24 protein-coding genes are annotated in these 25,742 nt (G+C 68.7%); 11 read left to right on the forward strand and 13 right to left on the reverse strand.

Going from position 1 to position 25,742, the window contains the following annotated elements:
* Window positions 1–41: 41 nt before the first annotated feature.
* Window positions 42–593, reverse strand: coding sequence for a small multidrug efflux protein (locus tag AB1046_RS13535; protein ID WP_369369828.1), 552 nt, complete (start codon window positions 591–593; stop codon window positions 42–44).
* Between the two features lie 155 nt (window positions 594–748).
* Here AB1046_RS13535 and AB1046_RS13540 point away from each other — a divergent pair, with 155 nt between their 5' ends.
* The 3 genes from AB1046_RS13540 (at window position 749) to AB1046_RS13550 (ending at window position 2,937) form a co-directional block, all read left to right on the forward strand.
* Complete coding sequence (locus AB1046_RS13540) at window positions 749–1,978, forward strand: sensor histidine kinase (RefSeq protein ID WP_369369829.1); 1,230 nt, start codon at window positions 749–751, stop codon at window positions 1,976–1,978.
* Window positions 1,975–2,577 carry a response regulator gene (locus AB1046_RS13545; RefSeq protein WP_369369830.1) on the forward strand — a complete coding sequence of 201 codons (603 nt, stop codon included), beginning with the start codon at window positions 1,975–1,977 and terminating at the stop codon, window positions 2,575–2,577. Before AB1046_RS13540 ends, AB1046_RS13545 begins: the two co-directional genes overlap by 4 nt.
* Before the next feature lie 105 nt (window positions 2,578–2,682).
* Window positions 2,683–2,937, forward strand: coding sequence for a zf-HC2 domain-containing protein (locus AB1046_RS13550; RefSeq protein WP_369369831.1), 255 nt, complete (start codon window positions 2,683–2,685; stop codon window positions 2,935–2,937).
* A gap of 54 nt (window positions 2,938–2,991) precedes the next feature.
* Here AB1046_RS13550 and AB1046_RS13555 read toward each other — a convergent pair whose 3' ends face one another.
* The 3 genes from AB1046_RS13555 to AB1046_RS13565 all read right to left on the reverse strand — a co-directional run bounded on the left by AB1046_RS13555 (window position 2,992) and on the right by AB1046_RS13565 (window position 5,444).
* On the reverse strand, window positions 2,992–3,675 hold the full coding sequence (locus AB1046_RS13555) for a DUF6766 family protein (RefSeq protein ID WP_369369832.1): 684 nt from the start codon (window positions 3,673–3,675) through the stop codon (window positions 2,992–2,994).
* 185 nt (window positions 3,676–3,860) lie between these two features.
* Window positions 3,861–4,559 carry a PAS and ANTAR domain-containing protein gene (locus tag AB1046_RS13560; protein ID WP_369369833.1) on the reverse strand — a complete coding sequence of 233 codons (699 nt, stop codon included), beginning with the start codon at window positions 4,557–4,559 and terminating at the stop codon, window positions 3,861–3,863.
* Window positions 4,560–4,673: 114 nt separating this feature from the next.
* Window positions 4,674–5,444, reverse strand: a complete 771-nt coding sequence (locus tag AB1046_RS13565; protein WP_369369834.1) for a PAS and ANTAR domain-containing protein — start codon at window positions 5,442–5,444, stop codon at window positions 4,674–4,676.
* Between the two features lie 206 nt (window positions 5,445–5,650).
* On the opposite strand from AB1046_RS13565, the gene AB1046_RS13570 reads away from it, so the two are divergent.
* The 7 genes from AB1046_RS13570 to AB1046_RS13600 all read left to right on the forward strand — a co-directional run bounded on the left by AB1046_RS13570 (window position 5,651) and on the right by AB1046_RS13600 (window position 11,032).
* A complete protein-coding gene (locus AB1046_RS13570) occupies window positions 5,651–5,920 on the forward strand; it encodes a Rho termination factor N-terminal domain-containing protein (protein ID WP_369375703.1) in 270 nt (89 codons plus the stop codon).
* A 48-nt stretch (window positions 5,921–5,968) separates the two neighbouring features.
* Entirely contained in the window at window positions 5,969–7,618 is a 1,650-nt protein-coding gene (locus tag AB1046_RS13575; RefSeq protein ID WP_369369835.1) for an NAD-dependent epimerase/dehydratase family protein, read from the forward strand.
* Window positions 7,619–7,712: 94 nt separating this feature from the next.
* On the forward strand, window positions 7,713–7,862 hold the full coding sequence (locus tag AB1046_RS13580; RefSeq protein ID WP_369369836.1) for a hypothetical protein: 150 nt from the start codon (window positions 7,713–7,715) through the stop codon (window positions 7,860–7,862).
* A 135-nt stretch (window positions 7,863–7,997) separates the two neighbouring features.
* Window positions 7,998–8,402: a molybdopterin-binding protein gene (locus AB1046_RS13585; protein ID WP_369369837.1), complete on the forward strand. Its 405-nt coding sequence runs from the start codon at window positions 7,998–8,000 to the stop codon at window positions 8,400–8,402.
* Window positions 8,399–9,187 carry a molybdate ABC transporter substrate-binding protein gene (gene modA, locus AB1046_RS13590; protein ID WP_369369838.1) on the forward strand — a complete coding sequence of 263 codons (789 nt, stop codon included), beginning with the start codon at window positions 8,399–8,401 and terminating at the stop codon, window positions 9,185–9,187. Before AB1046_RS13585 ends, modA begins: the two co-directional genes overlap by 4 nt.
* Before the next feature lies 1 nt (window position 9,188).
* Window positions 9,189–9,980: an ABC transporter permease gene (locus AB1046_RS13595; RefSeq protein ID WP_369369839.1), complete on the forward strand. Its 792-nt coding sequence runs from the start codon at window positions 9,189–9,191 to the stop codon at window positions 9,978–9,980.
* Complete coding sequence (locus tag AB1046_RS13600) at window positions 9,977–11,032, forward strand: sulfate/molybdate ABC transporter ATP-binding protein (protein WP_369369840.1); 1,056 nt, start codon at window positions 9,977–9,979, stop codon at window positions 11,030–11,032. The genes AB1046_RS13595 and AB1046_RS13600 overlap by 4 nt, the downstream gene beginning before the upstream one ends.
* A gap of 191 nt (window positions 11,033–11,223) precedes the next feature.
* Here the strand turns inward: AB1046_RS13600 and AB1046_RS13605 are convergent, their stop codons facing one another.
* The 7 genes from AB1046_RS13605 to AB1046_RS13635 form a co-directional block, all read right to left on the reverse strand.
* Window positions 11,224–11,880 (reverse strand): hypothetical protein, encoded by a 657-nt coding sequence (locus AB1046_RS13605; RefSeq protein WP_369369841.1) that lies wholly within the window; start codon window positions 11,878–11,880, stop codon window positions 11,224–11,226.
* A 111-nt stretch (window positions 11,881–11,991) separates the two neighbouring features.
* On the reverse strand, window positions 11,992–12,534 hold the full coding sequence (locus AB1046_RS13610) for a hypothetical protein (protein ID WP_369369842.1): 543 nt from the start codon (window positions 12,532–12,534) through the stop codon (window positions 11,992–11,994).
* A gap of 16 nt (window positions 12,535–12,550) precedes the next feature.
* A complete protein-coding gene (locus AB1046_RS13615) occupies window positions 12,551–19,222 on the reverse strand; it encodes a DNRLRE domain-containing protein (RefSeq protein ID WP_369369843.1) in 6,672 nt (2,223 codons plus the stop codon).
* A gap of 390 nt (window positions 19,223–19,612) precedes the next feature.
* Window positions 19,613–20,230: a hypothetical protein gene (locus tag AB1046_RS13620; protein WP_369369844.1), complete on the reverse strand. Its 618-nt coding sequence runs from the start codon at window positions 20,228–20,230 to the stop codon at window positions 19,613–19,615.
* 260 nt (window positions 20,231–20,490) lie between these two features.
* Window positions 20,491–21,981, reverse strand: a complete 1,491-nt coding sequence (locus tag AB1046_RS13625) for a copper resistance CopC/CopD family protein (protein WP_369369845.1) — start codon at window positions 21,979–21,981, stop codon at window positions 20,491–20,493.
* Between the two features lie 60 nt (window positions 21,982–22,041).
* Complete coding sequence (locus AB1046_RS13630) at window positions 22,042–22,578, reverse strand: DUF305 domain-containing protein (RefSeq protein WP_369369846.1); 537 nt, start codon at window positions 22,576–22,578, stop codon at window positions 22,042–22,044.
* A gap of 105 nt (window positions 22,579–22,683) precedes the next feature.
* Window positions 22,684–23,277, reverse strand: coding sequence for a hypothetical protein (locus tag AB1046_RS13635; RefSeq protein ID WP_369369847.1), 594 nt, complete (start codon window positions 23,275–23,277; stop codon window positions 22,684–22,686).
* A gap of 471 nt (window positions 23,278–23,748) precedes the next feature.
* On the opposite strand from AB1046_RS13635, the gene AB1046_RS13640 reads away from it, so the two are divergent.
* A complete protein-coding gene (locus AB1046_RS13640) occupies window positions 23,749–24,135 on the forward strand; it encodes a hypothetical protein (protein ID WP_369369848.1) in 387 nt (128 codons plus the stop codon).
* Here AB1046_RS13640 and AB1046_RS13645 read toward each other — a convergent pair.
* Both AB1046_RS13645 and AB1046_RS13650 read right to left on the reverse strand, forming a co-directional pair.
* Window positions 24,054–24,875 carry a helix-turn-helix domain-containing protein gene (locus tag AB1046_RS13645; RefSeq protein ID WP_369369849.1) on the reverse strand — a complete coding sequence of 274 codons (822 nt, stop codon included), beginning with the start codon at window positions 24,873–24,875 and terminating at the stop codon, window positions 24,054–24,056. The genes AB1046_RS13640 and AB1046_RS13645 overlap by 82 nt on opposite strands.
* Window positions 24,876–25,079: 204 nt before the next feature.
* Window positions 25,080–25,466, reverse strand: coding sequence for a hypothetical protein (locus tag AB1046_RS13650; RefSeq protein WP_369369850.1), 387 nt, complete (start codon window positions 25,464–25,466; stop codon window positions 25,080–25,082).
* Window positions 25,467–25,742: the final 276 nt, after the last annotated feature.

Raw genomic sequence — 25,742 nt, forward strand, 5'->3', positions numbered from 1 at the left:
GCGTCGTCGGGCACCGATCCCGGCCGGACTACCCGTCCACGTCAGCCGACGGCGTTGAAGACGCCGCCGACGATGACCGCCGTGATCGTCGTCCAGCCGACGATCGCGATCAGCTGCCAGAACAGGATGCGGGCCTTGCCGATGCCGGAGGCAGCGAGCATCGTGGCCGTGAAGTGCGTGGGCAGCAGCAGGGGGCCGAGCAGGCTCACGCCCGGCACGCCGTAACGCTCGTACGCGTGCTGGAACTTCGCCCGGCGCGCGGAGCCCCGGGTCTCGGCGGGGGCCTCGACCGGGGCCGCCTCCACGGCAGACCCGCTGCCGACGCCGTCCCGGGCGTATACCTTCGCGCGGTGCCGGGTCACGACGGCGTTGCGCGCACCGGAGCTGAGCAGCACGAGCACGGCCACGCAGAGGAAGTTGCCGGCAATGGCGGCAATGGCGGCGACGACCGGGGGTACGCCGCCGACAATGCCGATCAGCACGCCTCCCTCACCCTCGATGAAGGGGACCGCGCCCGCAGCCGCGACGATGAGCGGCTGGACAAGCTCGGGCACCTGGGCAACGAAGTCCTGGAAGTTGTCGACGAGTGTCATGGTGTGCTCCTGTCTGTGCGGGTCTCGGAGTGGTCCCGCTGTCTGACTCCAGTCCACCGGCTGGGCGCGCGACGCAGAAGTGCCGGGATGTCACTGCCTTCCGGGTGCTTCGCACACCCCATCCATGACATGTGTCATGCCCGTAGCCTGGGCGGATGAGCAGCCAGCCCGGTCCAGCCACCGTGTCCGCGGCGGCGCAGGCGCGCAGCACGCTGCTGCTCACCCGGAGCATCAGCGCGACCTGGTGGTACGTGGCTTCGGCGGTCGTGTTCTTCGAGCTGGCGATCCTCCTGCTCCTGGTGAACACCCTCGGCGAGTCCGGCTCCGGCGGCCTCACCGTCGCCGCCGTCGGCGTCGGCGGGCTGCTGTGGTTCGCGGCGACGCTGGTCCCGCTGTTCGACTACCGGCACCGGACGGACACGACGCCGCTGGTGGTCTGGCGGCGCCACCTCGCGCCGCTGCTGATCGGCGTGGTCTATGGGCTCACGGCCGGGATCACCACCGGGGCCTGGGTGCTGGGCGTGCTGCCCGCGGTCCAGCTGGTCATGCTGCTGAACTGGCCGCCGGGCGTGCGCCTCCGGGTGGTGCTGGCCGCGACCGCGCTGCTCGTCGCGCTGTCGGTGGTCGACCTCCGGCTCACTCTCGGCGAGAGCAGCGCGAGCTGGTATCAGCTCCTCTTCCTCGCCGCTGCCCTTCCGGTCGTCACCGTCAGCTCGCTGTGGTGGTGGGACGTGCTCGTCACGCTCGACCGGGCGCGCGCCTCGGAGGCCAGGCTCGCGGCGACCCAGGAGCGGCTGCGGGTCGCGACGGACGTGCACGACCTGCAGGGGCACCACCTCCAGGTCATCGCCCTCCAGCTGGAGCTCGCCGAACGCGTCATGCCCCAGGATCCGGAGGCCGGCATGGAACAGCTGCGCGCGGCGCGGGCCAGCGTGGACGACGCGCGGCAGGGCACCCGCGACCTGGCCACCCGCTTCCGCTCCGTACCGCTGCGCGACGAGCTCGCCAACGCGGTGGACCTGCTCCGCGCCGGCGGCACGAAGGCCGAGGCGACGGTGGATCCGGACGCGTCGCGGGCGCCGGCGTCGGCCCTCGGCCCGGTCATCCGAGAGACGACGACGAACGTGCTGCGCCACGGCGGCGGCGCGTGGGCACGCCTGTCCCTCACGCACTCGGGCGGGTCGTGGCGCTACGAGATCTCCAACGATGTCGCCGACGACGGCGCCGACGACGCGGGCGCGAGCGCCGGCGGCGCGGGCCTGGAGGGGCTAGCGCGACGGGCGGAAGAGGCAGGCGGGAACCTCGAGGTGCGGCGCGGGGGCGAGACGTTCACCGTGGTCGTCACGGTTCCGGCCGCAGGAGCCACAGGGGAGGACGCCGGATGATCCGGGTGCTGCTCGCCGATGACGAGGGGATGATCCGGTCGGCGCTGGCCGCGCTGCTGCGCCTGGAGCCGGATATCGAGGTGGTGGCGGAGTGCGCCGACGGCGCGGAGGCGGTGGCCGAGGCCGAGCGGCTGAAGCCGGACGTCTGCCTGCTGGACCTCGAGATGCCGCAGCTTGACGGTGTCGAGGTCACCGCACGGCTGAACCGCACGATCGCCACCCGGTGTGTGATCGTCACGCGCCATGCCCGACCGGGTGTCCTGCGGCGAGCGCTGGTCTCGGGGGCCGCCGGGTTCCTGCCCAAGTCCCGCGGCGCCGACGAGGTAGCGGCAGTCATCCGTCGCGTGGCCGCGGGCCGGCGCTACATCGATCCGGAGGTCGCCGCCGACGCGCTGAGCGACGAACGCTCACCGCTGACCGACCGTGAGCTCGACGTGCTGCGCGCCGGCCGACGCGGCGAGACGAACCAGCAGATCGCGCGCACCCTGTCCCTCGCCCCGGGCACGGTGCGCAACCACGTCTCCACGGTGCTGGGCAAGCTCGCGGTAGACACCCGTCAGCAGGCCGTGCTCCTCGCGGAGGAGCGCGGCTGGATCTGACGGAAGATGGGCGTATCACACCCAAATTTCGATGAATCCTCATTCACAGCGAAACTGGTGCACAGCCGGTCAAGACCGGACAGTGTTTGCACAGGGGGCAGGTTCGTGTCGATCACCAGTGACGTGCGATTAGACGACTTGGACGCCGAGCTGAGCGTCCTCGACGTCAGCAAGCCGGAGTGCCGCTCCACCCGCGCCGCGATGCACGCCTATCTCGACAGGCGCCTCCACGATCGCCGCCAGCACCTCCTCGAGGTCCACCTGGACAGCTGCCCCGGGTGCATCCGCGCCTTCATCGACATCCGCCAGGTCTCCTGGACGCGGCGCGCCGTGGCCGGCGTCGTCGGCGTCGCCGAATAGCCGGCGTCGAACCACCGGCGTCGAACAATGAAGTGCGGCGGCCGGCAGGCCGCGTCAGTCAGCCTCGACGCTGGTCGTGTGGTGCGGCGTACCCACCGGCTTGGACTCGCTCGACCCCCGCTGGCGCAGGAAGATCGCGAACGTCACCATCGCGCCGACAGCCAGGAACTCGGACTGCCAGTTCTGCAGTGTGCGGTTCCAGAACTCCGGTGAGACCACGTACTGGGCCCAGGCCTGGGCGGGAGCGCCGTGGAGGGCGGCCTCCTCGTTGGCGACGACGTGCCCGGCGAGCGACTGAGCCAGCCACGACAGCAGAAAAATCCCGCCCATGACGAGCAGGAGAGAGTTGGAGTAGAGCCAGAGCCGGACGCCCCGGACACGTGCCCACGACGGGGAGTCGGGGCGCGCGAACTCCCCGACGAGCTGCTCCGCATCCGAGCCGACGCCCTCGTCCCCCGGTTTCTTCGACTCCGGAGAACCGCGCTGGACCAGCCAGATCGTCGCGAAGATGAACATGAAGAACTGCAGGAACTCCGACTGCCAGTTCTCGGCGACGTCGACGAGGAAGCTGGACGAGCTGATGTAGTCGAGATAACCGACCGGTGCCGCACCGTGCTGTGCGAGCTGCTCGGTCTCGTACGCGTGGCCGGCGATCGACTGCCCGACCAGGGTCAGGAGGAAGAGCCCGAGGAACGCGAGGCTGAGTCCGTTGTCGCGAAGGAAGGTGCGCGCGCTCATCATCCCGTCACCGCCCCGCCAGCGGCAGGACGATCATGACGGCGAGACCGGCGGCGATGATCAGGACCAGGGTCCAGAACATCGCTCGCCCACCGGGCACCGGACCAGTACTCATCCCAGCTCCTTCCGCGCAGCTTCCGGACCTCGACCTTAAACATTGTCAGTGACCGGGGCGGCAGGGAGATCTAGCCGGCCCCCTCGACAGCGTCGCCTCGGACGTCGCTGGGCGGGACCGGTTCGGCCAGGAACGCATCGATCGCCTCAGGCGTCGGGAACGTCGTGACGTCCGGCCCCGCGAACAGGTGCACCAGCGAGTACGCGATGTCGCGAACCGCGATGTTCGCCGCGTTCGAGGCCTGGCGCAGCAGGTCGAACGCAGCCTTCTCCTCGACGCCGTGCACCACCATGAGCACGCCCTTGGCCTGCTCGATCACCGCACTCCGCTCGGCCGACGCACGGATGGAGGCCGTCGCCTCCCGGGCTGCCGCCTCCCGGTGCGATTCCGTGACGTCGATGAAGTAGCCGAACAGCTCGGTGACCCGGCCCGTGCCAGGATCGCGCCGACCCTGCCCGGTGACGGCGAGCGTCCGGATGTTGCCCTTGGCGTCGAGAATGCGGTGCACCGAGCTGAACGTCTGTCCGGTCGCGGCCGCATGCCGCAGCACGCCGTCGACCCGCCCCCGGTCGTCGGGGTGCTTGTGGGACAGCATGAGGGGAGTCGTGGGCACGATCTCGCCGGGCTCGAAGCCGTGCATCACGTACACCTCGTCCGACCACGCCCACTCGCCCGTCGCGAGGTCCAGTCGGTACCGGCCGACCGGCGGGCGACCTCCCCCTTCGAGCAATTGCTCGACCATTCGGTCCAGCGGCGGCCCATCAGGCATCTGCGCAGAGTTCACGGAACACCTTCCAGGGCGAGTTCGGCCAACCAGCGCTGCGAACACTACCGACATTCGCGCTAGATCAGTGCACGGCGCCCGCGACGGGCGGACCCGGTTTCACACCGGGTCGGTGCGCCGCCGCCGGGTAAGCATCGCGTCGTGTGCGCGCGGCCGGCCCATCGGCCGGACGGCGTCGAGCGCTCGGCTCAGCGCAGCCTTCGTGACGCCGGGCCGCTCCTCGGCCCGCAGCGCAGCCATCACCTGGTCGGCCACCGAGCGCAGCGGCACACCGACCGTGCCCGCGACGTCGCGCAGGATCTGCTCGGCGGCGCCTTCGTCCACACCGCGCACCGCGGAAATGACGCCCTTGGCCTGCTCGATTACGGCCTGGCTCACGAACGCCCGGTCCACCAGCCCCTTCGACCGGCGATTCATCGCCTCCTTCTGGGCCGGAGTCACGTCCACCACGTAGCCGGCCACCTCCGGAGACCCGTCGGACACTCCTCGTTGGCCCTGGCCGATGACGACGACCGAACGCGAGCGCCCGGCCTTGTCCACTATGCGGTGCGCGCAGGCAAACGGCCGGCCGGTCCGGAGGGCCTCGCCGGCGGCTCGCAGCACGCGGGCCCGGTCGTCGGGGTGCTTGCGGGAGCGCAGCGCATCCAGGCTCGGCTCCACCTCGTGCCGCTTCCAGCCGTGCATCGTGTAGACCTCGTCGGACCACCACCAGTCTCCCGAGGCGAGGCCGACTCGGTAGCGACCGATCAGCAGACTGGTCCCGAGGCCGAGAGCTGCGGCCAGCTCGATCGCCGAGATCATCGGCTGCGAGGCGGTGTCACCCGCGGACTGCTCGACGAGGGCAAGGTTGGTCTGGTTGTAGGGGGACATGTGGACCTCCCAGATCCGTCCTGGACCTGGAGCCGCTTCATGACCCCGGACCTTGAGTGTAGGGCGGTTCGGAGAAATCGGACAGTCGAGCGGCGGTCGGGAGGCATCCCGACCTGCAGTTCCGCGGGATGCGAGCCGTCCAGGATCGCGCCATGGTGGAGGTGAACGGTCAGCCCGAGCGAACCCCGAGGGGACGGAGCGAAGCCATGCCGAAGCGTCAACCTGGCCCGAGCGTGAAGGACAAGGAGCTCTACGAGAAGCTGCGTGACGAGGGCAGCTCGAAGGAGAAGGCGGCACGCATCGCGAATGCCGCAGCGGCCACGTCGCGCAAGAGCGTGGGCCGCAAGGGCGGCAAGGCCGGGGATTACGACGACTGGTCAGTCGAAAAGCTGCGCAAGCGTGCGGCCGAGATCGGCATCCCCGGGCGCTCCAAGATGCGCAAGGGCGAACTCATCGAGGCGCTGCGGTCCCACTGAGGGAGAACGCCAGATGCGAGTGCCCCGCACCGGTGCAAGCGTGACGTCATGCGCATCGTCATCGTCGGGGCCACGGGAAACGTCGGGACCGCGCTCCTGCGCGCGCTGCACGGGGAGCCAAAGGTCACCTCGGTGCTCGGGATGGCCAGGCGGCTGCCGGACCGATCCGCCGAGCCCTACCGGCATGCCGAGTGGGCGCCGGTCGACATCGCGGCGGAGAACACCGACGAGGCAGTCATCGCGCAGCTCGCGGAGCGGTTCCAAGGTGCCGACGCCGTAGTCCACCTGGCGTGGCTCGTCCAGCCGAACCGCGAGCGCGAGCTGCTGCGCCGAGCCAACGTGGAGGGCACCCGCCGGGTGGCCGAGGCCGTGGTGCGCGCCGGTGTGCCGCACCTGGTCGTCGCCTCGTCGGTGGGTGCGTACTCCCCCGTCGTCGACGACGTGCCCCGGCGTGAGGACTGGACGTGCGAGGGCATCCCGACGTCGCACTACAGCGTGGACAAGGCCGCGCAGGAGCGGGTGCTCGACGAGCTAGAGGCCGCACACCCCGAGGTAGCGGTGGCGCGGGTCCGCCCGGCGCTGATCTTCCAGGCCGACGCCGCGCAGTCCGTCGTGCGGTACTTCCTCGGCCCGCTGGTGCCGGCGCAGCTGCTCAGGACCGGCCGGCTGCCCGCGCTGCCGCTGCCTGAGGGCCTGCGGCTGCAGGCGGTGCACGCCGACGACGTCGCTGACGCCTACCGGCGCGTCGTCGTGGAGCGGGCCGTCGGGGCGTTCAACGTCGCGGCGGACGACGTGCTCCGCGGGTCGGACCTGGCCCGGATCGTCGGCCACGGCCGGCTGATCGAGGTACCGCCGGCCGCGGCCCGTGTCGCGCTCTCTGCCGCTTACGACAGCCGTGTGGTCCGTGCCGATCCCGGCTGGCTCGACATGGCGATGGGCGCTCCCGTGCTCGATACCACCCGGGTCAGGTCCGAGCTCGGGTGGGCGCCGCGCCGTACGGCCGCCGAGGCGATCGAGGAGCTGCTCGCGGGCATCGCCGTCGGGCAGGGCCTGGGGTCCGCTCCCCTGCGACCCGCGTCGCCGCGGCCGGCGGGCAGGTCCGTGCTGCCGCTGCGGCACCACGGGAAGGTGCGGATCCCGGCCTCGATGGACAGCTACCTCTTTGGTCTCTACCTCTCCGACCACTTCACCGGCGCGACCGCCGGCCTGGAGCGGATGGAGCTCATGACCCGCAGCTACCGGGACACGCCCTTCCACGCCGAGCTGGCCGAGAGCACCGAGCAGCTCCGCGGCGAGCGGGAGCTCTACCGCGACCTGCTGGACGCGCTCGGGGTGCCGCGGCGCCGTCATCGGCAGGTGGCGGCATGGGTCGGCGAGAAGGTCGGGCGGCTGAAGCTCAACGGCCGGATCACCCAGCGGTCGCCGATGACGGCGGTCCTCGAGGCGGAGCTCATGCGGTCGGCGGTGCTGGGCAAGATCGGCGGCTGGCAGACGCTGCGCGACCACGCCGCCGAGATCGGCCTGGACCCGACGCAGCTCGACGAGCTCATCAGCCGGGCGCACCAGCAGATCGAGATGCTGGACCGGTTCCACGCCTACGCGCGTCATCGGGCCTTCGAGACGGACCGTGCGCTCGGGTGGGACGACGTGCTTGACGTCCCGGCCGGGGGCCAGCGTAAGACCCAGCCGGGGTTATGACCGCGTTGTCGTTTTCGGGATGCGAGTGAACGCGTCCAGGGGGAATGTCGATGTAGCGCGGCGCACCTCGCGTCGCAAAGAGGAAGGAGATCACGTGCCTAGTTGGCTCATTCTCGTCCTGATCGGTGTGGTCCTCGTCATCCTGGGGGTCGCCACCGAGATCGGTCAGTTCCTCATCTGGATCGGTGTGATCGTCCTCGTGGCCAGCCTCATCATCGGCCTCGTCCGCCGGACCCGGACCTAACGAAGCCCGGTGTCGCCGGCCCTGCGAACGCTTGCAGGGCCGGCGATGCTGTGTTTGGCGGGCGCGGACTGATGTTCCGCAGATCGTAAGATTCTGAGTTCCAGCGACCGATTCCTCGCGGCTAGGATCCGTTGTGTGCCGCAGATGAGGATTCGAGATGCCGCCACCTATCTGGGGGTGAGCGACGACACCGTGCGCCGGTGGATCAGCCGAGGGCTGCTCACCGAGCGCGCCGACGAGTCGGGCCGCAAGGTCGTCGACGGGTACGAGGTCGCTCAGGTCGCGCGGCAGCAGGCCACGTTGCCTGCGCCGCCCAAGGGTGTGGCGAGCTCGGCGCGGAACAGGTTCGTCGGTCTGGTGACGGACATCCAGGTCGATGCGGTGATGGCCCAGGTGGAGCTGCAGTGCGGGCCGTTCCGGGTCGTGTCCCTCATGAGCAGCGAAGCGGTGCGTGACCTGGGCCTGGAGCTGGGTTCGGTCGCCGTGGCCGTCATCAAGTCCACGACGGTGATCGTGGAAACAGCCAAAGGAGAATCATGAGGCGAGAGCTCACGATCACGACGGCGGCGCTGGTCGCCGTGGTCCTTGCCGGCTGCGGGTCGGGAGGTACCGACGGCGCCGACGGCACGCAGGGCAGCGGCACCGAGGAGACCACCCTGACCGTGTACGCGGCCGCGTCGCTGACCGCGACGTTCGAGCAGATCGGGGCTGAGTTCGAGGCGAGCCACGACGGGGTCGAGGTCGAGTTCAACTTCGCCGGCTCTTCGGACCTGGCCGCCCAGATCCAGGAGGGCGCGCCCGCCGACGCCTTCGCCTCGGCCGACGAGGCCAACATGGCGAAGCTGACCGCCGAAAGCCTCGAAGGCGCTGACCCGGTGGCCTTCGCGTCCAACACCCTGGAGATCGCGGTGCCCCCGGGCAACCCGGCCGGCGTGCAGGACTTCGCCGACCTGGCCGGCGAGGGCCTCAACCTGGTGATCTGCGCCCCGGAGGTGCCGTGCGGTGCCGCTACGCAGCGGGTCGCCGAGTCCGCCGACGTGGAGCTCTCGCCGGTGAGCGAGGAGCAGTCGGTCACCGACGTGCTGGCCAAGGTCACCACGGGCGAGGCCGACGCCGGCCTGGTGTACGTGACCGACGTGATCGGCGCAGGTGAGGACGTCGAAGGGATCGAGTTCCCCGAGTCGTCGTCGGCCGTGAACGTCTATCCCATCGCCCCGATCGCGGACAGCCAGAATGCGGACCTGGCTCAGGAGTTCGTCGACCTCGTCCTTGCCGAGGGCGGGCAGTCGATCCTGCAGGACGCCGGATTCCAGCCAGCGTCCTGACATGACCGGTCCGCCCGTCCGGGTCGGTGTGCCGACCTGGATCTTCTTCCCCGCCGTAGTGGGAGCCGCCTTCGTGCTGCTCCCACTGCTGGCGATCGTGCTGCGCACGCCCTGGAGCCGGTTCTTCGACCTGCTCGTATCGCAGGCCTCGCAAGAAGCACTCCTGCTGAGCCTGCGGACTTCCGGCACCAGCACCCTGCTGTGCATCGTGTTCGGAATCCCGATGGCCCTGGTCCTGGCCCGGACGAGCTTCAGGGGCCAGGGGATCCTGCGATCGCTGGTGCTCCTTCCGCTGGTGCTGCCGCCCGTCGTCGGCGGCATCGCTCTGCTGTACACGTTCGGGCGGCGCGGTCTGCTCGGCGAGACGTTCGAGGTGCTCGGCGTCCAGGTCGCGTTCTCCACCACGGCGGTCGTGCTGGCCCAGACCTTCGTGGCCATGCCGTTCCTCGTGGTCAGCCTTGAGGGCGCCCTACGCACCGCCGGCCAGAAGTACGAGGTCGCCGCCGCCACCCTGGGCGCGGGACCCACCACGGTCTTCCGGCGCGTGACGCTGCCGCTCGTGCTGCCCGGCCTGGCCTCGGGCGCCGTGCTCGCCTTCGCCCGGTCGCTGGGCGAGTTCGGCGCCACCATCACCTTCGCGGGCAGCCTCCAGGGCGTGACCCGCACCCTCCCGCTGGAGATCTACCTGCGCCGCGAGACCGACGCCGAGGCGGCCGTGGCCCTCTCCCTGGTCCTCGTGGTGGTGGCCGTCCTGGTGATCGGGTTCGCCCGCCAAGGCAAGGGCAGCCTGTGACGTTCGAGTACCAGGCCACCGTCGTCGACCGGGGAGTCGACCTCGCCTTCGACGTCGCCCCCGGGGAGACCGTCGCGCTGCTGGGCCCGAACGGCGCGGGAAAATCCACGGTCCTGGCAGTCACGGCCGGCCTGCTCCGGCCCGACGCCGGGCGGGTCACCCTGGACGGACGGGCCTTGACCCTCCGGGGTCGCGGAGGCCGCGACGTCCATGTGGCCCCGCACGACCGGCAGGTCGCCCTGCTGGCTCAGGAACCGCTGCTCTTTCCGCACCTGAGTGTGCTGGACAACGTTGCGTTCGGGCCGCGGAGCCGGGGGGTTGGCCGTTCTGCTTCCCGGACTGCGGCCGGGCACTGGCTGAGCGAGGTCGGGATCGAGTCGCTCGCCGGTCGCCGGCCGGGCCAGCTCTCCGGTGGACAGGCCCAACGGGCCGCCGTCGCCCGGGCCCTGGCCGCCGACCCCAAGCTGCTGCTCCTCGACGAACCCATGGCCGCCCTCGACGTCGCCGTGACACCCGCCCTGCGCCAGACCCTGCGCCGGGTACTGGCCGACCGCACGGTTGTGCTCGTCACCCACGACGCCCTCGACGCCCTGCTCCTCGCCGACCGAGTCATCGTGATCGACGACGGAAGGATCGTCGACCAGGGCGACAGCTCAGAGGTGCTGGCCCGGCCCCGCAGCCGTTTCACCGCCCAGATCGCGGGCCTGAACATGGTCACCGGAACGTGGCGTGACCACGCCGTGCTCACGACGACCGGTATGCGGGTCTCGGGACAACCCAGCGACCCGCTGCCGAACGAGGGCGACCCGGTTGTGGCGGTGTTCCCGCCGAGCGCCGTGTCCGTCTTCCTCGACGACCCCGGTGGCAGCCCGCGCAACGCGCTGGAGGTGACGATCACCCACCTCGAACCGTACGGCGGGCAGATCAGGGTCCGGACGGAAGAGCTCAGTGCCGACATCACGGCGCAGGCGGCCGCGGAGCTGAACCTTGCGCCGGGGTCACGGGCGTTCTTCGTGATCAAGGCTGCTGAGATCGCTGTTTACGGGACCTGATCGGGGTCACGCTCCACGCGGGCTGGAATTCCGAACTCGACCAACTCGGCGAGAATCTTCTGCGCCTCGCCCTCTTCCATGCGGATAAATACCGGCGACCCGTCCCCCAAGGCAGCCTCTTCGATGGTTTGACGAGAGGCACCCTTTGTCATGAGGAAGATCTCGGTGGGCGCTTGCAGCTCCCCGGTCGGTTAGGCCTCGAGGTAGATCGCAAACCCTTTGTCCGATCCGCGGTCGATCGGGACGGGCAGATCTTGGTCATCCTCCGGGTAGACGATGGCTGCGGTAAGCCACGCAAGCGATGGAACAACCATGGTGAAGACCACTGTGCTCACCAAGAACGGCCAGTCGGGATCTATTATCAGGTACGCGATAAAGGCGGTTGAGACGAGTGCGAACTTAAGGCCCTTTCGGACGTTGTCGCGTGCCGTTCTCGCATCCACCCCGGCCGCCTGCACGATTGGTTCTGGCGGGTCCTCAGCGAAATAGGGCGGGCGCAGGTCTTGTTCTGTTGTGACCCCATCCCAGGTTTCGAACATCGAAAACAGCTGCCGCGTACCGCTCCTCACGACCGCCCACTCCGGGTTCATCCGGTAGAGCGCCGCCGCCGTGCCCGGCTTCCAGTCCGCACGCCACCGCCACCTGTCAACCCGCCTGAAGCCGCCGGCGCTGGCCATCTCGAAGTCCAACGTCGTGAGTTCCACCATGATGACGGTGGCTCCTTCGTGAGACAACCAGGACACAAGGTCCTGCCACCAGCGATCCCACAGCTGCTCTTGCGCCTCCTCGCTCAGCGCCGTGAACCACGGAGGTTCCTGCGACACTTCCAGCGGCAGTGGCCCCAGCATCTTGGCGAAGTCGACGACTCCCCATGCCGGATGCGAGTACCGCGAGCAATTGTCCGGCCCTCACTTGCCGCGATCTAAGGGACAATAAAGCCTCGCCGAGAAATATCACCTTCAGTCGTCCGACTCGTCGCTGGTCGCGTCAATAACAGCCATGACAGAGGCAGAGAGACCTTCGACCGAATTGTCAGCCAGACCGTAATCGCGGCCCTCATGCCGAACCAGCGCCACCCCCTGCGAGTCGAGCACCTCGAACGTACGGTGCGTCAGATCTTCAACGCGAACCATCGAGTCTTCGATACCAAGTACCTTGACACCTCTCGAACCCAAGGCCATACATGCAGCCATCATGATTTCGATGCTGGGCGCACTAACATGCGGCGCGGTGAACTCAATATCATCACATGCACCCAACCACGAGACAATATACGCAATAGTAGAATCTCGACCGACCGCCTTGATATGGTCGCCATATCCCCCAGGCGGCACAATAGTTCCGGCTACGTCATTCCACTCGCTAGAACCAAAACTCATCACTACCGCGACCGGGTAGGGATGCGTGCCGATTTCATACGTCACAACACCGCCCCGCTCAGGACCACCCTTAACGCCAAGCCCCAGCACTTGCTGCAGGCTCTCGGCAAACTCCGCGTACATTGCACGCTCCATTAGCTCACAGCCTCCTGCCGCGGTAAATGTCGTAGTGCCTTCCCGAGCGTGACTTATATCGGAACTGCTTATAGGCTGGCTTTCCCTTGCCGTATGACTTTACCGACCAACCAAGCGCGGATCTTCCTGAACCCTTTGGTGAATTGTTGAATCTTCCGGGCCTCGGCGCCCCCAACGAGCGGTTGCCAAATGCCCATCCTCGCGAACTAACGCTGCCATAGTATCGCGTCGTCCTTGCAGCGCTAACTGCATAGCGCGCTACGTACCGAGTTGCTACCCGAGCGCCGATTCCCACGGCCGCTCCACATGCTGCAGTGGCAAAGATACACACTGCAGCAATGGCTAGCACCGCTGCACCTAGCAGCACCCACTTTCCGTTTTTCTTCCACCAGCGCTTGGCGCTCTTGCCGTCCAGGTCGCTGCTATTCACGGGATCCTGGGGGTACGTGTAGGCGGTGGTGTTGCCACCTTCGACGGGGTCGACGCTGGTGAAGAGGCCCGTGACCTTGTTGTAGAGGCGAGCCCCCATAAGGGTGAGGCCAGTGCTGTCCTGCGCGCGTTCCTTGGCGCCGAGCCAGCCGTAGCTGATCGCGCCTGTCGTGCCGCCGGTCGTAGTGCCACCAGTGGCGATGGTGTTGCCGTACTCGTCCCAGGTGCCGACCGCGCCGATCTGAAGCGGCTCGGTAACGGCGGGCAGCTCGATGGTTGTTGCGACGGAGCCAATGGGATCGGCCAGGGTCAGGGTGGAGGTTGCCTGGCCGGTGTCGCCGGCCGTGGTGGTCGTGGTGGTCTCGAGCCCGAGGTCACCGCCGATCGATGCCCCGTACCAGGTCGACGTCGAAACGTTGCCGGTGTTCTTGACCGCGTAGCCAGGGTTGTCGCTGCTGTCGGTGTAGTGCCGGGTCAGCGTCGTGCTCTGGTCGCCCGCCGCTGTAGTAGCGACCCCACGACGGCCCGCGGGATCAAGGGAATACGTCGTGGTCGTGCCGTCTTGGGTCAGGGCCCTGACAGCGTCGGTGTCGTAGTACCCGATCTGTATGTCGCCAGCAGACTGGCCCGCAGGGGTGTCTGCAGCCGGCAGGAGAGTCTGCCGACCGAGTGGGTCGTAGACGTATGCCCCGCCTGACGTGCCGTTGAAAGTAGCGGCGTCGCGAACGCGGTCTGTGGTGTCGTACGCCCACGCCTTGTTCACGCTGTCGACGGGCGTGGTGGTGCAGGCGATCTCGCCAGTCTCTGGGTCGGGGATATGAACAGCAGTCGCCTGGGAGAGGCGGTTGCCACGCTGGTCGAACCCGTAGTCGCGAGTGGTGCAGGTTTCGCCGATGGTGTCGGCGACGTCGATCAGACGTTCGGCCTGGTCGTAGGTGTAGTGCTGGGTCCGGGCGATCCCGTCAGCTCCGGTGCCCGCGAGGGAGGTGAGGGTGGTAGTGCGGCCCTGGATGTCAGACTCGATGCTCCAGGCCAGCAGGTCCTGTTCCTCCCCGCCGGGCAGGGGCGCACCGGTGTAGGTCAGACCTGTGAGCTCGCCCGCTCGGTCGTAGGCCAGGTGCTGGGTGACGCGCCCGCCCAGGAGGGACTGGGTGGTCATGGCACCAGTGGCGTCGTAAGTGGCGGTGAATTGCCCCACCCCGGGAATACGGGTCACGGTGGGTAGGCCGCGGTGCTCAGTGGAGGTGTCGTACTCGTACTCGACTGTGCGCTGCGGGTCGGTCACCGAAGCGAGGTTGCCCGCGGCATCGTAGGCACTGGTGGTCACTGCGTCGTCGGTGTCGGTGTAGGTGGTCTCGCGCCCCCACAGGTCGTAGCCGGTGGAGATCCGACCGGTCTCCGCCCCGGAGCTGTTCAGAGCGACGGTGGCGGTCACCACACCGGACGTGGGCGAGTAGACGGTCCGGGTGGCGTCCACTGGAGTTGACCCGGTCAGGCCGCTCACCACGGTCCTGTCCAGGACAGCCCGTCCGGCCAGGTCGTAATCGGTTGTAGTGGTTCGGGTGACACCGCCGAGCGTCTCAGTCTGGGTACGTGCTCCCAGGTAGAGGGAGTAGGTAGTGGTCGAGACGGGCAGCGTCTGAGTCGCCTCGCCTGTGCGTGTCTGGCAGGCCAGGCCCGCCCAGCCCGGCCTGCTGCCGCAGCCGGAGAAGACCCCGGTCTGCGCCGCGGCGGTGTAGTAGCCGGTCAAGGTGGTGGCCGCGTCGGTGCCCGTGCTGCCGGGCTTGCGGGACTCCAGGACGCGTCCGTCAGCGTCGTACCGGGTCCGGGTGACGATGTTCTCCTGCCCTGCTTCCATGACCTGCGTCGTGGTCGTCGCTGCACCCAGCGTCCATCCCGAGGTCGTTCCTGTAGCTGAAGTGCCGTCGATCGGGTCGTACCCGGAAAGTTCCTGGCTCACTACCAACTCGTCCGTAGCGACCGGCACCTCGGCTGCGGCAGAGCCGGTCAACGCGTCCGCCTCGGTCACGGCGACGGTCGTGGCCAGCCGGTAAGGCAGGCCGGTGACAGGGTTCACCCCCGAGTTGGGCGCCCCCTGGTCGTAGTCGGTATGCGTGTGCTCACGCACCAGACCGTGGTCGGTCTCCCGGGCCGGGGCCCAGGTGTCGGTAACCAGGGTGCCAGCTGGGGTCAGGACGGTGCCCGCCGCGATGGTGCCGCCGTTCCAGGTGATGGCCGCAGGCGCCATGATGTCGCTGTTGTACCGGGTGATCGTGGCGTAGGAGTCGACCACGTCCGCCGAGAGCGCACCCTGCTCGGAGTACAGGGCCCGCACCTGAGCGGTCGCCCTCTGGTCCCACTCGTGCGTGACCAATCCACCAGCGTCGTACCTGGTGGCGGTGACCTGCCAGTCCCCTGCCCCGTAGGCGGCCGTGTTTACCACCCGTCCATCGGCATCGGTGTACTGCAGGTCCGCGTACGGCCACTGCTCCGCGGTCACGTTGCCCACCCCGGACCCCGTCACCTGTCCGGCCCTGTCCTGGGAGAACACCGCCGCCCCATACGTCGGAGCAGTCTCCTGGCCCCACGCGGTCGTGGCTGCGGCGGCCATCCCGGGAAGGCCGGACGCGCTCGTAGCAGGGTCGATGCCGTAGACAAATCGCGCGATCGTCACCGGCGACCCGCCAGAGGTCGCGGCACCACGGGAAACCGCCAGCAGGGACATGGAATCCTGCGACCCAGCTCCATAGGTCAAGGTGTCCCCGGCCAGCCCCGGCGGGACGATCTCGGTCAGCAACGGCTGACCCGAGGTCGAGGTCCCGCTGTACGCGTAGGTGGTTGACAGGCCCGACCGAGGGTCGGTCACCTTCGTCAGCTGCCTTGCGCTGTTGTACTCGTACCGGGCCACGACCACGGTGGTCATCCCGGCGCCGCCGGATCGGTCCGGGTCATAAGCGGTGTAGGAGATCTCCCTGACCTGCCCCGCGACGTCCGTCCCCGACGTCGTGGTGCCGTAGGCGACGCTCACGGCCCGACAGCCCGGGTTCAACGCACCGCTGGCCGGGCACGTGACTCCAGGAGGGACCGGAGCCAGGATCCTTGTAACCCTGTTCGAGCTGTCACGAGTGAACGTGGTCGACCCGGCGCTACCGGGTTCAGTGACCGAGACCGGCGCCCAAACCCTGTCTCCGTAGGAGTCGGCAGTCCCGGTGTAAGCGAACTGGGTGACAGTGCCGTCCTCTTCGGTGAACGTCAACCGCGCAGCGGTACCCGACCCGGTCAGGGTCAGCCTCGCCCCGGCTTCGGCGGTGTCATCGTCCACAGCGGTGTACGTGCCAGTCTTCATCAAGGACTTGGTGTTGCCTGGCTGCCGGTAGACCAGCGCCCCACCCTCGTCGTCCACCAGGGCGAACGTGCCGTCGATGTCCGTGCTGTCCACGACCTCGAATCCGGCGATCCCGGTGTCCGTCCCGTCGAAACCGGCCTGCCAACCCGGCCCGAATACCGAATCATCGCCCGGGCCCGCCTGCGAGGAGTACGACCGGGTGACTGACAGGTCTCCCACGTAGCCCGGCACCGAGACGTCAGTGGCCGAGGTGTTGAACTCACCGGTCCACAGCGCGACCTGCCCCGGGCCCGCCTCAGCGGTCGGGTAGTCGTCGCCAAATGCGTGCGGGACCCGCACCACGGTCGAACGCAACGTCTGGTCCTGGTTCCACGTGCACCGCGTCACCGCAGGAGACGAGTACTGGAAGCAGACCTGGACGTCCAGCAGTACTGGCACCCGCGCCTTGCCGAGCGCCTCCGCGGCGGCCGCCGCGGACCACTGCCTGTTCACCGACACCGCGGTGCCCGCTCCGACCGCCGTGAGCGCAGCGCCCTCGGTCCATCCGGTCGTCGACCCGTTCGACGCGTTGTAGTCCGCAGGCTCTGCGGTGCCTGCGGCCCGCCAGAAGATGCGCGGTGTAACCGTGCCCGACGAAGCCGTCGGCGCAGTGGCCTTGACTGTGAACACGTCCGTGGACTTCAGCCCGGACTTCGGTGCGGAGATCGCCGCACCGCCTGCGCCGAAGGTGAACGACCTGTCGGCCGAGGACCGCGCGGCCCTGTCGACGGCGTGAACCCGCAGCGTGTGTGCGCCGTTGGCGGGGTTCCAGGCCAGCGTCGCGGTCTTCGGGCTGGTCCCCGAGGCCGTCACGCTGGTCCAGGCTCCGCCGTCGAGCGAGTACTCGAACTTGACCACGTCCGTGCTGGTGTCGGTGAAGGTGAACGTGTTCGAGCTGGGCCTGGTGTCCCTCCACTGCCCGTCTGTGTATCCAGAAGCCGTCACGGAGGGCGTGGCGGGGTTCGCGGTGTCGACAGTGAACGTCCACAGGTTCTTGCGGGCCGAGGCCAGCAGCCCGTCGAATGCCCGCACGTTCGACGAGTACGTGTGCCCGTTGACCAGGAGTCCCGCCGCGGTCGTGTACTTCGAGGTGCCGCCCGAGGCGACATAGCCGCCGACGCCGTCAGCCAGGACCGTCGTGGCCCCTTCGACCACGGTGATCGAGGACCGAACCCGGTCACCGTCCGGGTCTGATGCCACCGTGCTGAACACCGGCTGGGTCGTCTTGACGTACAGCTCGCGGTTGGTCGCCGTGCTGGACGGGTACCAGTTGTAGCTTCCCGATGCCAACGACGTCGAGCCCGGCGTGGCCGGCGCCGTGTTGACCGTAACCGTGATGGTCGGCTTGCCCGTGGCCGCGTTCGTGCTGTTGAACCGCTTCCACCCGTAGGAGTCCGTCTCGGAGGCCGCTCGCAGCAGCATGCCCCGCTCGGTCGCGGTGTCACTCGCCCACGCACGTGCCAGTGAGGTCATGTCCATCGTGACCCACCCGTCCGCGCACGGAGCCGAGTGCCCCTTGGTCTGGGTGCTGGACCCGTGCTGGCTACCGATCGTGGGCTGCGTTGCCCACGTGATCGGGCCAGGGACGCGGGACGCGTTCCACACCTGCCACTCCGAAGGGGTGCAGGAGTAGGAGTGGTGCTCCCACAGGCTCAGCGTCGCCGACCGGATCGACTTGCCGATGATCTGCGAGGCGTTCACGTTCATGAACGTGCGCGCCCTGGTCGTCCCGCCGTCGAACGTGCCCAACCGCAGCTCGGTCTCCATCGACTGGTCCACCGACGAGTCCGTCTGCACATAGGTGTCCCACGGCAGCGCCAGGGACACACTCGGGTCCACCACCACCGCCCCAGCAGTGGCCGCCTCGGCGAAGTCGTCGCTCAGTCCGAGCGTGATGTCAGCACTCTCGCCGCCGGTAGCGACCTCGACCTGCGTGGTCGCTTCGGCTACCTCGCCCAGGTCCAGCGGTTCCGGCTCACCGTTGACGGCGTCAGCGACCGCCGCACCGACCTGGTCCAGCAGCCCGGGCTCCTCGGCCTCAGGCTCCACATCCGCCGCCTCCAGGTCGCCGAGCGCCCCGGCCCACAACGGAGCCTCGTCCGCCGGGTCATAGTCCGCCAGCACAGGGTGCGCGAGCTGACCGTCGTAGGTCGCGTCCCACACCAGCGGCACACCCACGCGGGCCACTGTCTCGTCACCGTCGGCAGTGACCAGGTCTGCCAGGCCGGCCGCCTCGGTGTCGTCGCTGGTGTCGACGACGGTCGCGCCCTGAGACTGCACACCCACCGGCAGTTCCACCTGGCTCGCATCAGCGGGCACGTCGTGGAGCACGAAGTACTGCTCGATCCCGCCGCCGGTCATGTCGACGACCATGTCGACACCCGGCTCCACGCCCAGGTACCGGACTCGCGGGCCCGTGACCTCGGGTTCTGGCAGGTCACCGGGCCACGTCACCTCGGACGTCACGTCGGTGCTCGGGTCGGTCAGCGACGCCACGACGGACACGCCGTCGCGACCCGCGGCCTGTGCGCCGGAGATCCAGACGCCCGCGGGATGCGCGGCCGGGGCGAAGCCATCGTCGTCCGCTGTGCGGAGGTCGGTGTCCAACGCTGCCCAGTCCTCGACGGCGGTGCCGTCACCGCCGGTGCGGACCCATACCGGCGACATCGCGTAGGTGATGTCCCAGTCGCCGTCCGGCCGCGCGAAGGTGCTGGACGTCTCCGTGCGCTGCGACAGGTCCTCGATGCGGCAACCCGACAACCGCGCGTTCAACGCCGCAGATGCCGTGTCCGACGCCGTGCGCTCCACGGAGCACGAGACCGGCTCCGACTCATCTGCCGAAGCAGCCGGTGCGGTAACCACCCCGACACCCGTCACCCCGACCGCAAGCGCCGCGATAACACCGATACCGGCCGCAGTGCGCTTCCACGATCCAGGCACACCGAACACAGGCACAAGAACAGCCATAAGGCGCGACTCCCACGAGCAGCCCGGCACCAGCCCGAGCGACCAACCTCACCACCGTTGTGGCAAGCCCCAGGCGGGAGCCCGTGAAACACGGATCGCACTGGCAAGGGGGAACCTAATGAAAACGGCAAAACCAGCACAAGCAGCACCCGGGTGAGAAAACGGGTGAGAAAGCGCTCTTTCGGTCGGATACTGGCGCGCTCGTACACAGGGACCGTCTCGACGGGGACCCCGCGGGGGCGCCAGGTGACAGCGCAACTCTCCTGAGAGGCGAGGCCTTGTCTCCTACTCGGTGAGCGACGCCACCTCGACGCTGGTGAACTCCGGGGCGGGCGCGGTCTCGGGGGCAGCAGCAGCGAACACGCCCTCACCCGAGGTGATGTAGGTGCCCGCAGAGCCACCGAGTATGGCGAAGGCGCCGTCAAAGCTGTCGGTGCCGAACAGCAGGTAGTCATCACCGGCGGCAAGCATCACATCGCCCACGACCTGGTAGGTCACTCCATCGACGACTCCACCGGTCTGGACGATGGTGACCTCTTGTCCAGGCTCCACGGCTCCGCGGTGGACCACGTCCACACGAAACGTGACCGCTGTCGCAGGCACGGCGTCGTCGTCCTGCATCGCGGCTTCGACCTCTTCCTCCGACAGCCCCAGCAGCGGGTTCTCCTCGGGGGTGTCGCCCTCGTGTCGCGGGGTGAGGACCGTCGGTTCTGTGGCTACGGCCGTTCCCTCCACGACGAGCACCGATTCAGCGATCAAGCCTGGTGTGTCGTAGGAGGGGTAGTCCGCCTGTAGTTGCACGGTCGACCCCGCGGTGGGTTCGCCCGCGGACGACGAGCACGCACTCAGCGCGAGCACAACGGCTCCCACCAGGAGCGCCAAGGTGCCGAGATGTCCGCGCACGATACTGCTCCGATCAGTAGGACCTGTCCGCTCCGACTATGTCTTGGTGGCGCCATGGCTTGCATCAGCGAGTTCGGTCGGTTGCCGCGTGAGTTTCTTGAGATCGGTCGGTTGCCTCGAGATCGGTCCATTAATGGACCGATCTCGAGGCAACCGACCGAAGTCAAGGATGGGCTGGTGCAATGGACCGAACTCGGCCATCGACCGGCTCGCCGATCGACGCAGCTGGGCGTTCCAGTTCGGCGAGGATGGCTGTCGGCTCAGTCCTGGACCGAAGCCGCGACCAGCCAGGCCGTGAGCAGCACGATCACTACCATCAGCGTGGTCTCGCGGCCCGCGCTGCGCCGCAGCAAACCGGCCGCCCTGTCGGATCGCCCGGCATGCCGCACCACCTCGTGGCGTCGTGCTGTGAGTCTCGGCACGACCAGGAAGTGGTTGTACGCACCAATCACGGCGACCAGCACAACGACGCCGATCTTGGCCAGCAGAAGCAGTCCCCAGGTGCTCTCCCAGAGCTGGGCCGGGCGGTCGAGGATGCCGACCGCCAGCACCACCCCGGCCACACCCACCACCGTCACGGACACGGCGGCGACCACGGAGAAGCGGGCTCCCATCAGCGCGGCGTCGAGGTCACGCCCGTCCCGGCGTCGGGCGCGGAGCAGGAGCCCCATCGCGACGACACCACCCACCCAGGTGGCGGCGGCCGCGAGGTGGGCCACGTCGGCGGTCACGACGAGCCAGCGTGGCTCGACCGTGTTGCTGTGGCCGCCGGCGACCTGCCCGGCGCCCACGAGCACGACGCCGACGATCGCGAGCCACGAGCCCGGCAGAGTGCGCCGGGCGCCGAACGCGAGTGCGACAGCGCCGGCGGCCTGGAGGCCGACGTCCCAGAGTGCCGTGCCGGTGAGCGAGTCGCTGATGGCGGACGGCGAGACGGCCCCCGCGAGATCGCCGTGCGCCACGAGCACCGATCCGGCCAGGACTCGGACGACGACCCCGCCAAGGATCACCACCCCCGCCCACCGGGCGAGGCGCAGCACGACCGGTGCGTCGGCCTCGTCGCGCCCGCGCAGCACGAGGGCTACGAACGCCAGCCCGCCGGCGGCGACCAGAGCGCCCCAGAGCGCGGCTGCGCTGCCCAGCCGCGCGACCGCCCCCGCGGTCCTGGTCGCCGGGGTGTCCATCGAGGAGGCGTCGTGGCCCATGTTGTGGTCCATGCCGCTCATGTCGTGATCCGTGCCGGAGCCCGACCCGGTATCGCCGTCGGTATCGCCGGTGTCAGTCGCTCCCGGGGTCGACGTCGCTCCAGCCGACGGCGTTCCAGCACCCGCGGCGGGCTCGCTCGGAGCCGTGGCGGTCACGATGAAGCCGAAGGTTCCCTCCAGCGGGTGGCCGTCCTGAGCCGCGGCGGTCCAGGTCACCGTGTAGTCGCCGGCACTCAGCGCGTCGGACGGCGTCGCGACCAGGACGAGGCCGTCCTCGTCCGCGGCGACGTCGGCCGCGACTGTGCCGCCCGGTCCGTCGATCACGATCCCGTCGCCGAGCAGGCTCACCGGCAGCGTGAACTGCAGCGTGACCTCGGTGACCGGGGTGTTCGTCGTCGACCCGGCCGCTGGTGCCGACGATTCGAGACGGGTGTGTGCCGCGGCGGACGGCGCGCACCACAGCGCGAGCACGAGCGCCGCGAGCACCCCGACGACCGCGCGGGTCACCACGGCACCCGAGCGCACGCCAGCATGGGTTCGGCGCATGTGCACACTCCTTCCCGCAGGGGTGGTGCGCCGGCCACGGGCCGGCGCACCACCTGTGGATCACATCGAGGTGAGGAGGTCTTCCATCGTCTCGATCTCGGCCTGCTGCGTGTCGACGATCGTCTGCGCCATCTCGACCGCGCCCGCGTCCTGGCCGGACTCGATCTCGGTCTGCGCCATCTCGACCGCGCCCTCGTGGTGCGCGATCATCTGCTCCAGGAACAGCCGGTTCGCCTCGGGGGCGGCAGCGACGGTGAGCGTCTGCATGTCCTCGTCGGACATCATGCCCTCCATCCCGGCGTGACCCGAGTGCTCTGCGGAGGGCTCAGCGCCCCACGCGTCCAGCCACTGGCTGAGCTCCTCGATCTCGGGAGCCTGAGCCGCCTTGACCTCGTTGGCGAGGTTGATGATCTCGGGGTCGACGTCGGGCTTGGCCAGGACGACGTCCGCCATCTCGATCGCCTGCTCGTGGTGCGGGATCATCATCTGCGCGAACATGACGTCCGCGTCGTTGTGCCCCGCCTGCTCGGAACCTGAGCAGCCCGCGAGGGCAAGTGCGCTGGTCAGGGCGATGACAGACATAAGGGTGCGCTTCATGGGGTCTTCTTCCTCTAGCTCGTCTCGGGGTAGCACTCACTGGCGCGACGGCGCTGGGGCACGGTCGCGCGCATAGGTCGGCGCGGGCGCGCGCCGGACCGGGGTCTACGTCCGGGAGATGCAGAGCTCGTGCAAGGAAGGAGCGGCGAGGGCGCCGACGGCGGCCAGCGCTGGCGCCAGGGAGATCGCCAGCTTGAGCGGGGCCCGCCACAGCAGTCGGCCTGCGGGCACGACCAGGGCCAGGATCCCGACGAGGATCATGAGGCACATCGCCGTGGCCAGATCCTGCCCACAACACCCCTCGCAGGCGCCCTCTTCGTCGGCCGAGTGGCCGTCGGGTGTCTCCGCCACGGGCATGACGGCGGGGGCGGCGAACTGGTCCGCCGTCGCAGCGGTGGCGAACTGGTCTGTCGCGACAGACCATGCGGTGACCCGCTCAGTCGCGACCTGCTCGGTGGCAGCCTGTTCGGTGGCAGCCTGTTCGGTGGCAGCCTGTTCGGTGGCAGCCTGTTCGGTGGCAGCCTGCTCGGTGGCGACCGCAGGGGCCTCGTGGGGCACCGCGTGCAGATGCGACGTCGGCGACCCGCTCATCGAGTGCATCGTGACCACACCGAAGATCACCGTCAGGATCGCCAGCGCGCCGATCGGACGTTGCCGGGGACCGGCGACGGCCGAACGAAGGAGCGAGATCACGCGCACGGCACGGAGGCTATCCCACTGCTGGTGTGCATGAAACCGGCGGCGGTCCACAGAACGCGTCAGCCGCGCACCCGTTACGGTGTCTCGGCGAGCGTGCGCTCCAGCAGTGTGCGCAGCGCGCTGCGATCCACCCCGGGTCCACGATGTCGGACGGCGAGAGCGGGCGCCCGTGGTGGGTCGCGGTGGTCCCCAGGAACGCGAGGGCCTGGTCCACGATCCGTCCGGCCATGATCAGGTCGTGGTCGTGCTCCTCGGCGACCCGCTGAACGAGCCGGTGGAACAGGTCAGGATCGACAAGTTCCCTGCCCTCTCGCAGGTCTGGTCGCTGATGCTCGACGGGTCAGCGCGCTGTGTCGCCTGGACCAGAACACGAAAGTCATCGAGCTCCTGCCTTCGCTGCTTCCGGAGGCGCTCGTTGCATTTCACGAGAGCACCGACAGCCAGGAACGCGCTGCTCTCGCTGACGTGCTCATGACGCTGCTGCACGCGGGACGAACCGGTGTCTACAAGTTTGGCTACCTCGATCTGACCGACATCGTCGGGGAACGCATCAACTGGGTCGCGGCCCAGACCGAGGACCCGCTCATGAAGATCCTGCTGCAGCGCAGCGACCAGGCCAAGTTCGCCCAGGGCATGTGGGACCTACCCGTTGGCCAGAGCGAACCCGGCGAACCCGAGAACCGCGAACCACGCAAGCACTCCCAAGTCCGCTGGGTCGACACCGACGCCATCCCTGGCGAGTGCGTCGTGGCGGTCCGGCAGAAAGGCAGCGCCGCTCACAGCGCGGCGTACTCCGCTCTGATCCGCTGCAGATGCGGTCGCGCGTTCTCGCCCCACACGACGTACCGCTCCAGGTGATCCCACTCCCGCGTGACCTGTTGGACGTTCTCGGCGTCGGTCACTAGCGACGTGCCCGGAACCGTTGACACCAGTGCGGCCGCGTCGTCATAGATGGTGAATTGATGCAGAGCGGGCGAGTTGACCTGCGAGGTCCACGGGATGATGCCCAGCCGCAGGTGCGGGCGGTCCAGCTCGACCAGCAGCCGGTCGAGCTGCTCGACCATCACCTTCGGACCGCCCAGGTTCCAGCGCAGCGCACCCTCGGTGTGCACGGCGGCAATCTCACGCTTATCGCTACCGAGGATCAGTTGGCGGCGCATCCGGGACTCGACGAACTTGTCCACCTGCTCGGCCGGCACCTCGTCGCTCCACATCGCTCGGACGTAGGCCGGTGTCTGCATCAGTCCGATCACTCCGGACGGGCAGAAGTACCGGATGGAACTGGCAGAGTCTTCCTGCCGCCCGATGCGGTCCTGCAGCAACCAGCCGCCGCGCTGCAGCACGACCTTCGCCGACCACGCCTGAGCTTTCGCCTGGCGGGACTGCTCGACGAGCTGGGTGCGGACCTTGGCCGGCACGCCGTAGACCTCGGCGAGCCGTTCGGCGTCCTCCGGCGTCGGTGGGGTCTTACCGCGCTCGATGTTGGAGAGCTTGGCCTGACTGATCCCAGCAGCCTTGGCAGCATTGACACCGGTGATCCCGGCGCCGGTGCGAAGTTCGCGCAGCGCCGCGGCGAGTGGGGGCAGGTCGGTGGTCATGAGCGCAGGATCTCAGGCATCTTCGGGTCCCCCTCTGACCGACGACTGATACACGACAACGCTACATCGATCACGTCTCAGATAGAATATTTGCGCCGGGATCGACAGTATCGTCACGCTCCCCGGATACCACAGTTCTGTGGCACTCACGCCTAGAACGCCTGCCTTGCTTGCGATTTACCGGCGGCGCAAGGTGCCAGGCGATCAAGCGTCGGCCGTCCCCATCCGGTTAATGACCAGAGGCTTCAGGTCCGCGGGGATCTCCTCGATTCCCGGGCCGCCGCGCTCGAGCCACCGGCAAAGCCGCGCGCTTGGCTCGTCGCCGGCCAGGCGTTCGAACCACACCGGTTTGCCCACGGCGCTCCGCCCAGCGCTGCTCGGGCGCGCAACCACGACGTCTCCCCGCTCGCACTCGTCCAGGCACTCCGAGAGGGTCAGGTTGGCAATGCCGTCAGCCTCCAGCCGACGCAATCTGGCAAGCTGCCCGCCCGGCTCGGCGTCATTCTTACCCAGCGTCTCCCCCACGCAGAGGCTGCAGGCCGTGACTCCGGGGATCGACGCGGCCGAGCGGTTCGGTGAAGTCTCGAGCACCCCGGGATACTACCCCCTATGGGTATGCGGTCAGTCCGTCGACGGTGGCTGACGGCTCATTCCTAAACCGACGCGACGACCACCACGGACTCTGGCATCCCTCTCGTCACGGTGCCGTGTGAGGGCCGTGACCACGAAGAGGATCACGAGCACCAGGACGACCGCGCCTACGGATACGGCGAGCGGTGTCGGGATCCCGATCACCGTGGTCGCGTGGGTGTGCATGGGGTCTCATCTCAAGAGGTACCAAGGTGTCCGATCGGCAGCAGGGAGCCG

The sequence above is a fragment of the Promicromonospora sp. Populi genome (genome assembly GCF_041081105.1).
Taxonomy (GTDB): domain Bacteria; phylum Actinomycetota; class Actinomycetes; order Actinomycetales; family Cellulomonadaceae; genus Promicromonospora.

Excerpts from the sequence above, each read along its gene's own strand:
- AB1046_RS13605 (WP_369369841.1), bottom strand. The coding sequence starts at position 11,880 with ATGCTGGGGCCACTGCCGCTGGAAGTGTCGCAGGAACCTCCGTGGTTC.
- AB1046_RS13595 (WP_369369839.1), top strand. The coding sequence starts at position 9,189 with ATGACCGGTCCGCCCGTCCGGGTCGGTGTGCCGACCTGGATCTTCTTC.
- AB1046_RS13630 (WP_369369846.1), bottom strand. The coding sequence starts at position 22,578 with ATGAAGCGCACCCTTATGTCTGTCATCGCCCTGACCAGCGCACTTGCC.
- AB1046_RS13565 (WP_369369834.1), bottom strand. The coding sequence starts at position 5,444 with ATGTCCCCCTACAACCAGACCAACCTTGCCCTCGTCGAGCAGTCCGCG.
- AB1046_RS13535 (WP_369369828.1), bottom strand. The coding sequence starts at position 593 with ATGACACTCGTCGACAACTTCCAGGACTTCGTTGCCCAGGTGCCCGAG.
- AB1046_RS13545 (WP_369369830.1), top strand. The coding sequence starts at position 1,975 with ATGATCCGGGTGCTGCTCGCCGATGACGAGGGGATGATCCGGTCGGCG.
- AB1046_RS13625 (WP_369369845.1), bottom strand. The coding sequence starts at position 21,981 with ATGCGCCGAACCCATGCTGGCGTGCGCTCGGGTGCCGTGGTGACCCGC.
- AB1046_RS13640 (WP_369369848.1), top strand. The coding sequence starts at position 23,749 with ATGACGCTGCTGCACGCGGGACGAACCGGTGTCTACAAGTTTGGCTAC.
- AB1046_RS13540 (WP_369369829.1), top strand. The coding sequence starts at position 749 with ATGAGCAGCCAGCCCGGTCCAGCCACCGTGTCCGCGGCGGCGCAGGCG.
- AB1046_RS13575 (WP_369369835.1), top strand. The coding sequence starts at position 5,969 with ATGCGCATCGTCATCGTCGGGGCCACGGGAAACGTCGGGACCGCGCTC.
- AB1046_RS13645 (WP_369369849.1), bottom strand. The coding sequence starts at position 24,875 with ATGACCACCGACCTGCCCCCACTCGCCGCGGCGCTGCGCGAACTTCGC.
- AB1046_RS13610 (WP_369369842.1), bottom strand. The coding sequence starts at position 12,534 with ATGTACGCGGAGTTTGCCGAGAGCCTGCAGCAAGTGCTGGGGCTTGGC.
- AB1046_RS13555 (WP_369369832.1), bottom strand. The coding sequence starts at position 3,675 with ATGAGCGCGCGCACCTTCCTTCGCGACAACGGACTCAGCCTCGCGTTC.
- AB1046_RS13560 (WP_369369833.1), bottom strand. The coding sequence starts at position 4,559 with ATGCCTGATGGGCCGCCGCTGGACCGAATGGTCGAGCAATTGCTCGAA.
- AB1046_RS13570 (WP_369375703.1), top strand. The coding sequence starts at position 5,651 with ATGCCGAAGCGTCAACCTGGCCCGAGCGTGAAGGACAAGGAGCTCTAC.
- modA (WP_369369838.1), top strand. The coding sequence starts at position 8,399 with ATGAGGCGAGAGCTCACGATCACGACGGCGGCGCTGGTCGCCGTGGTC.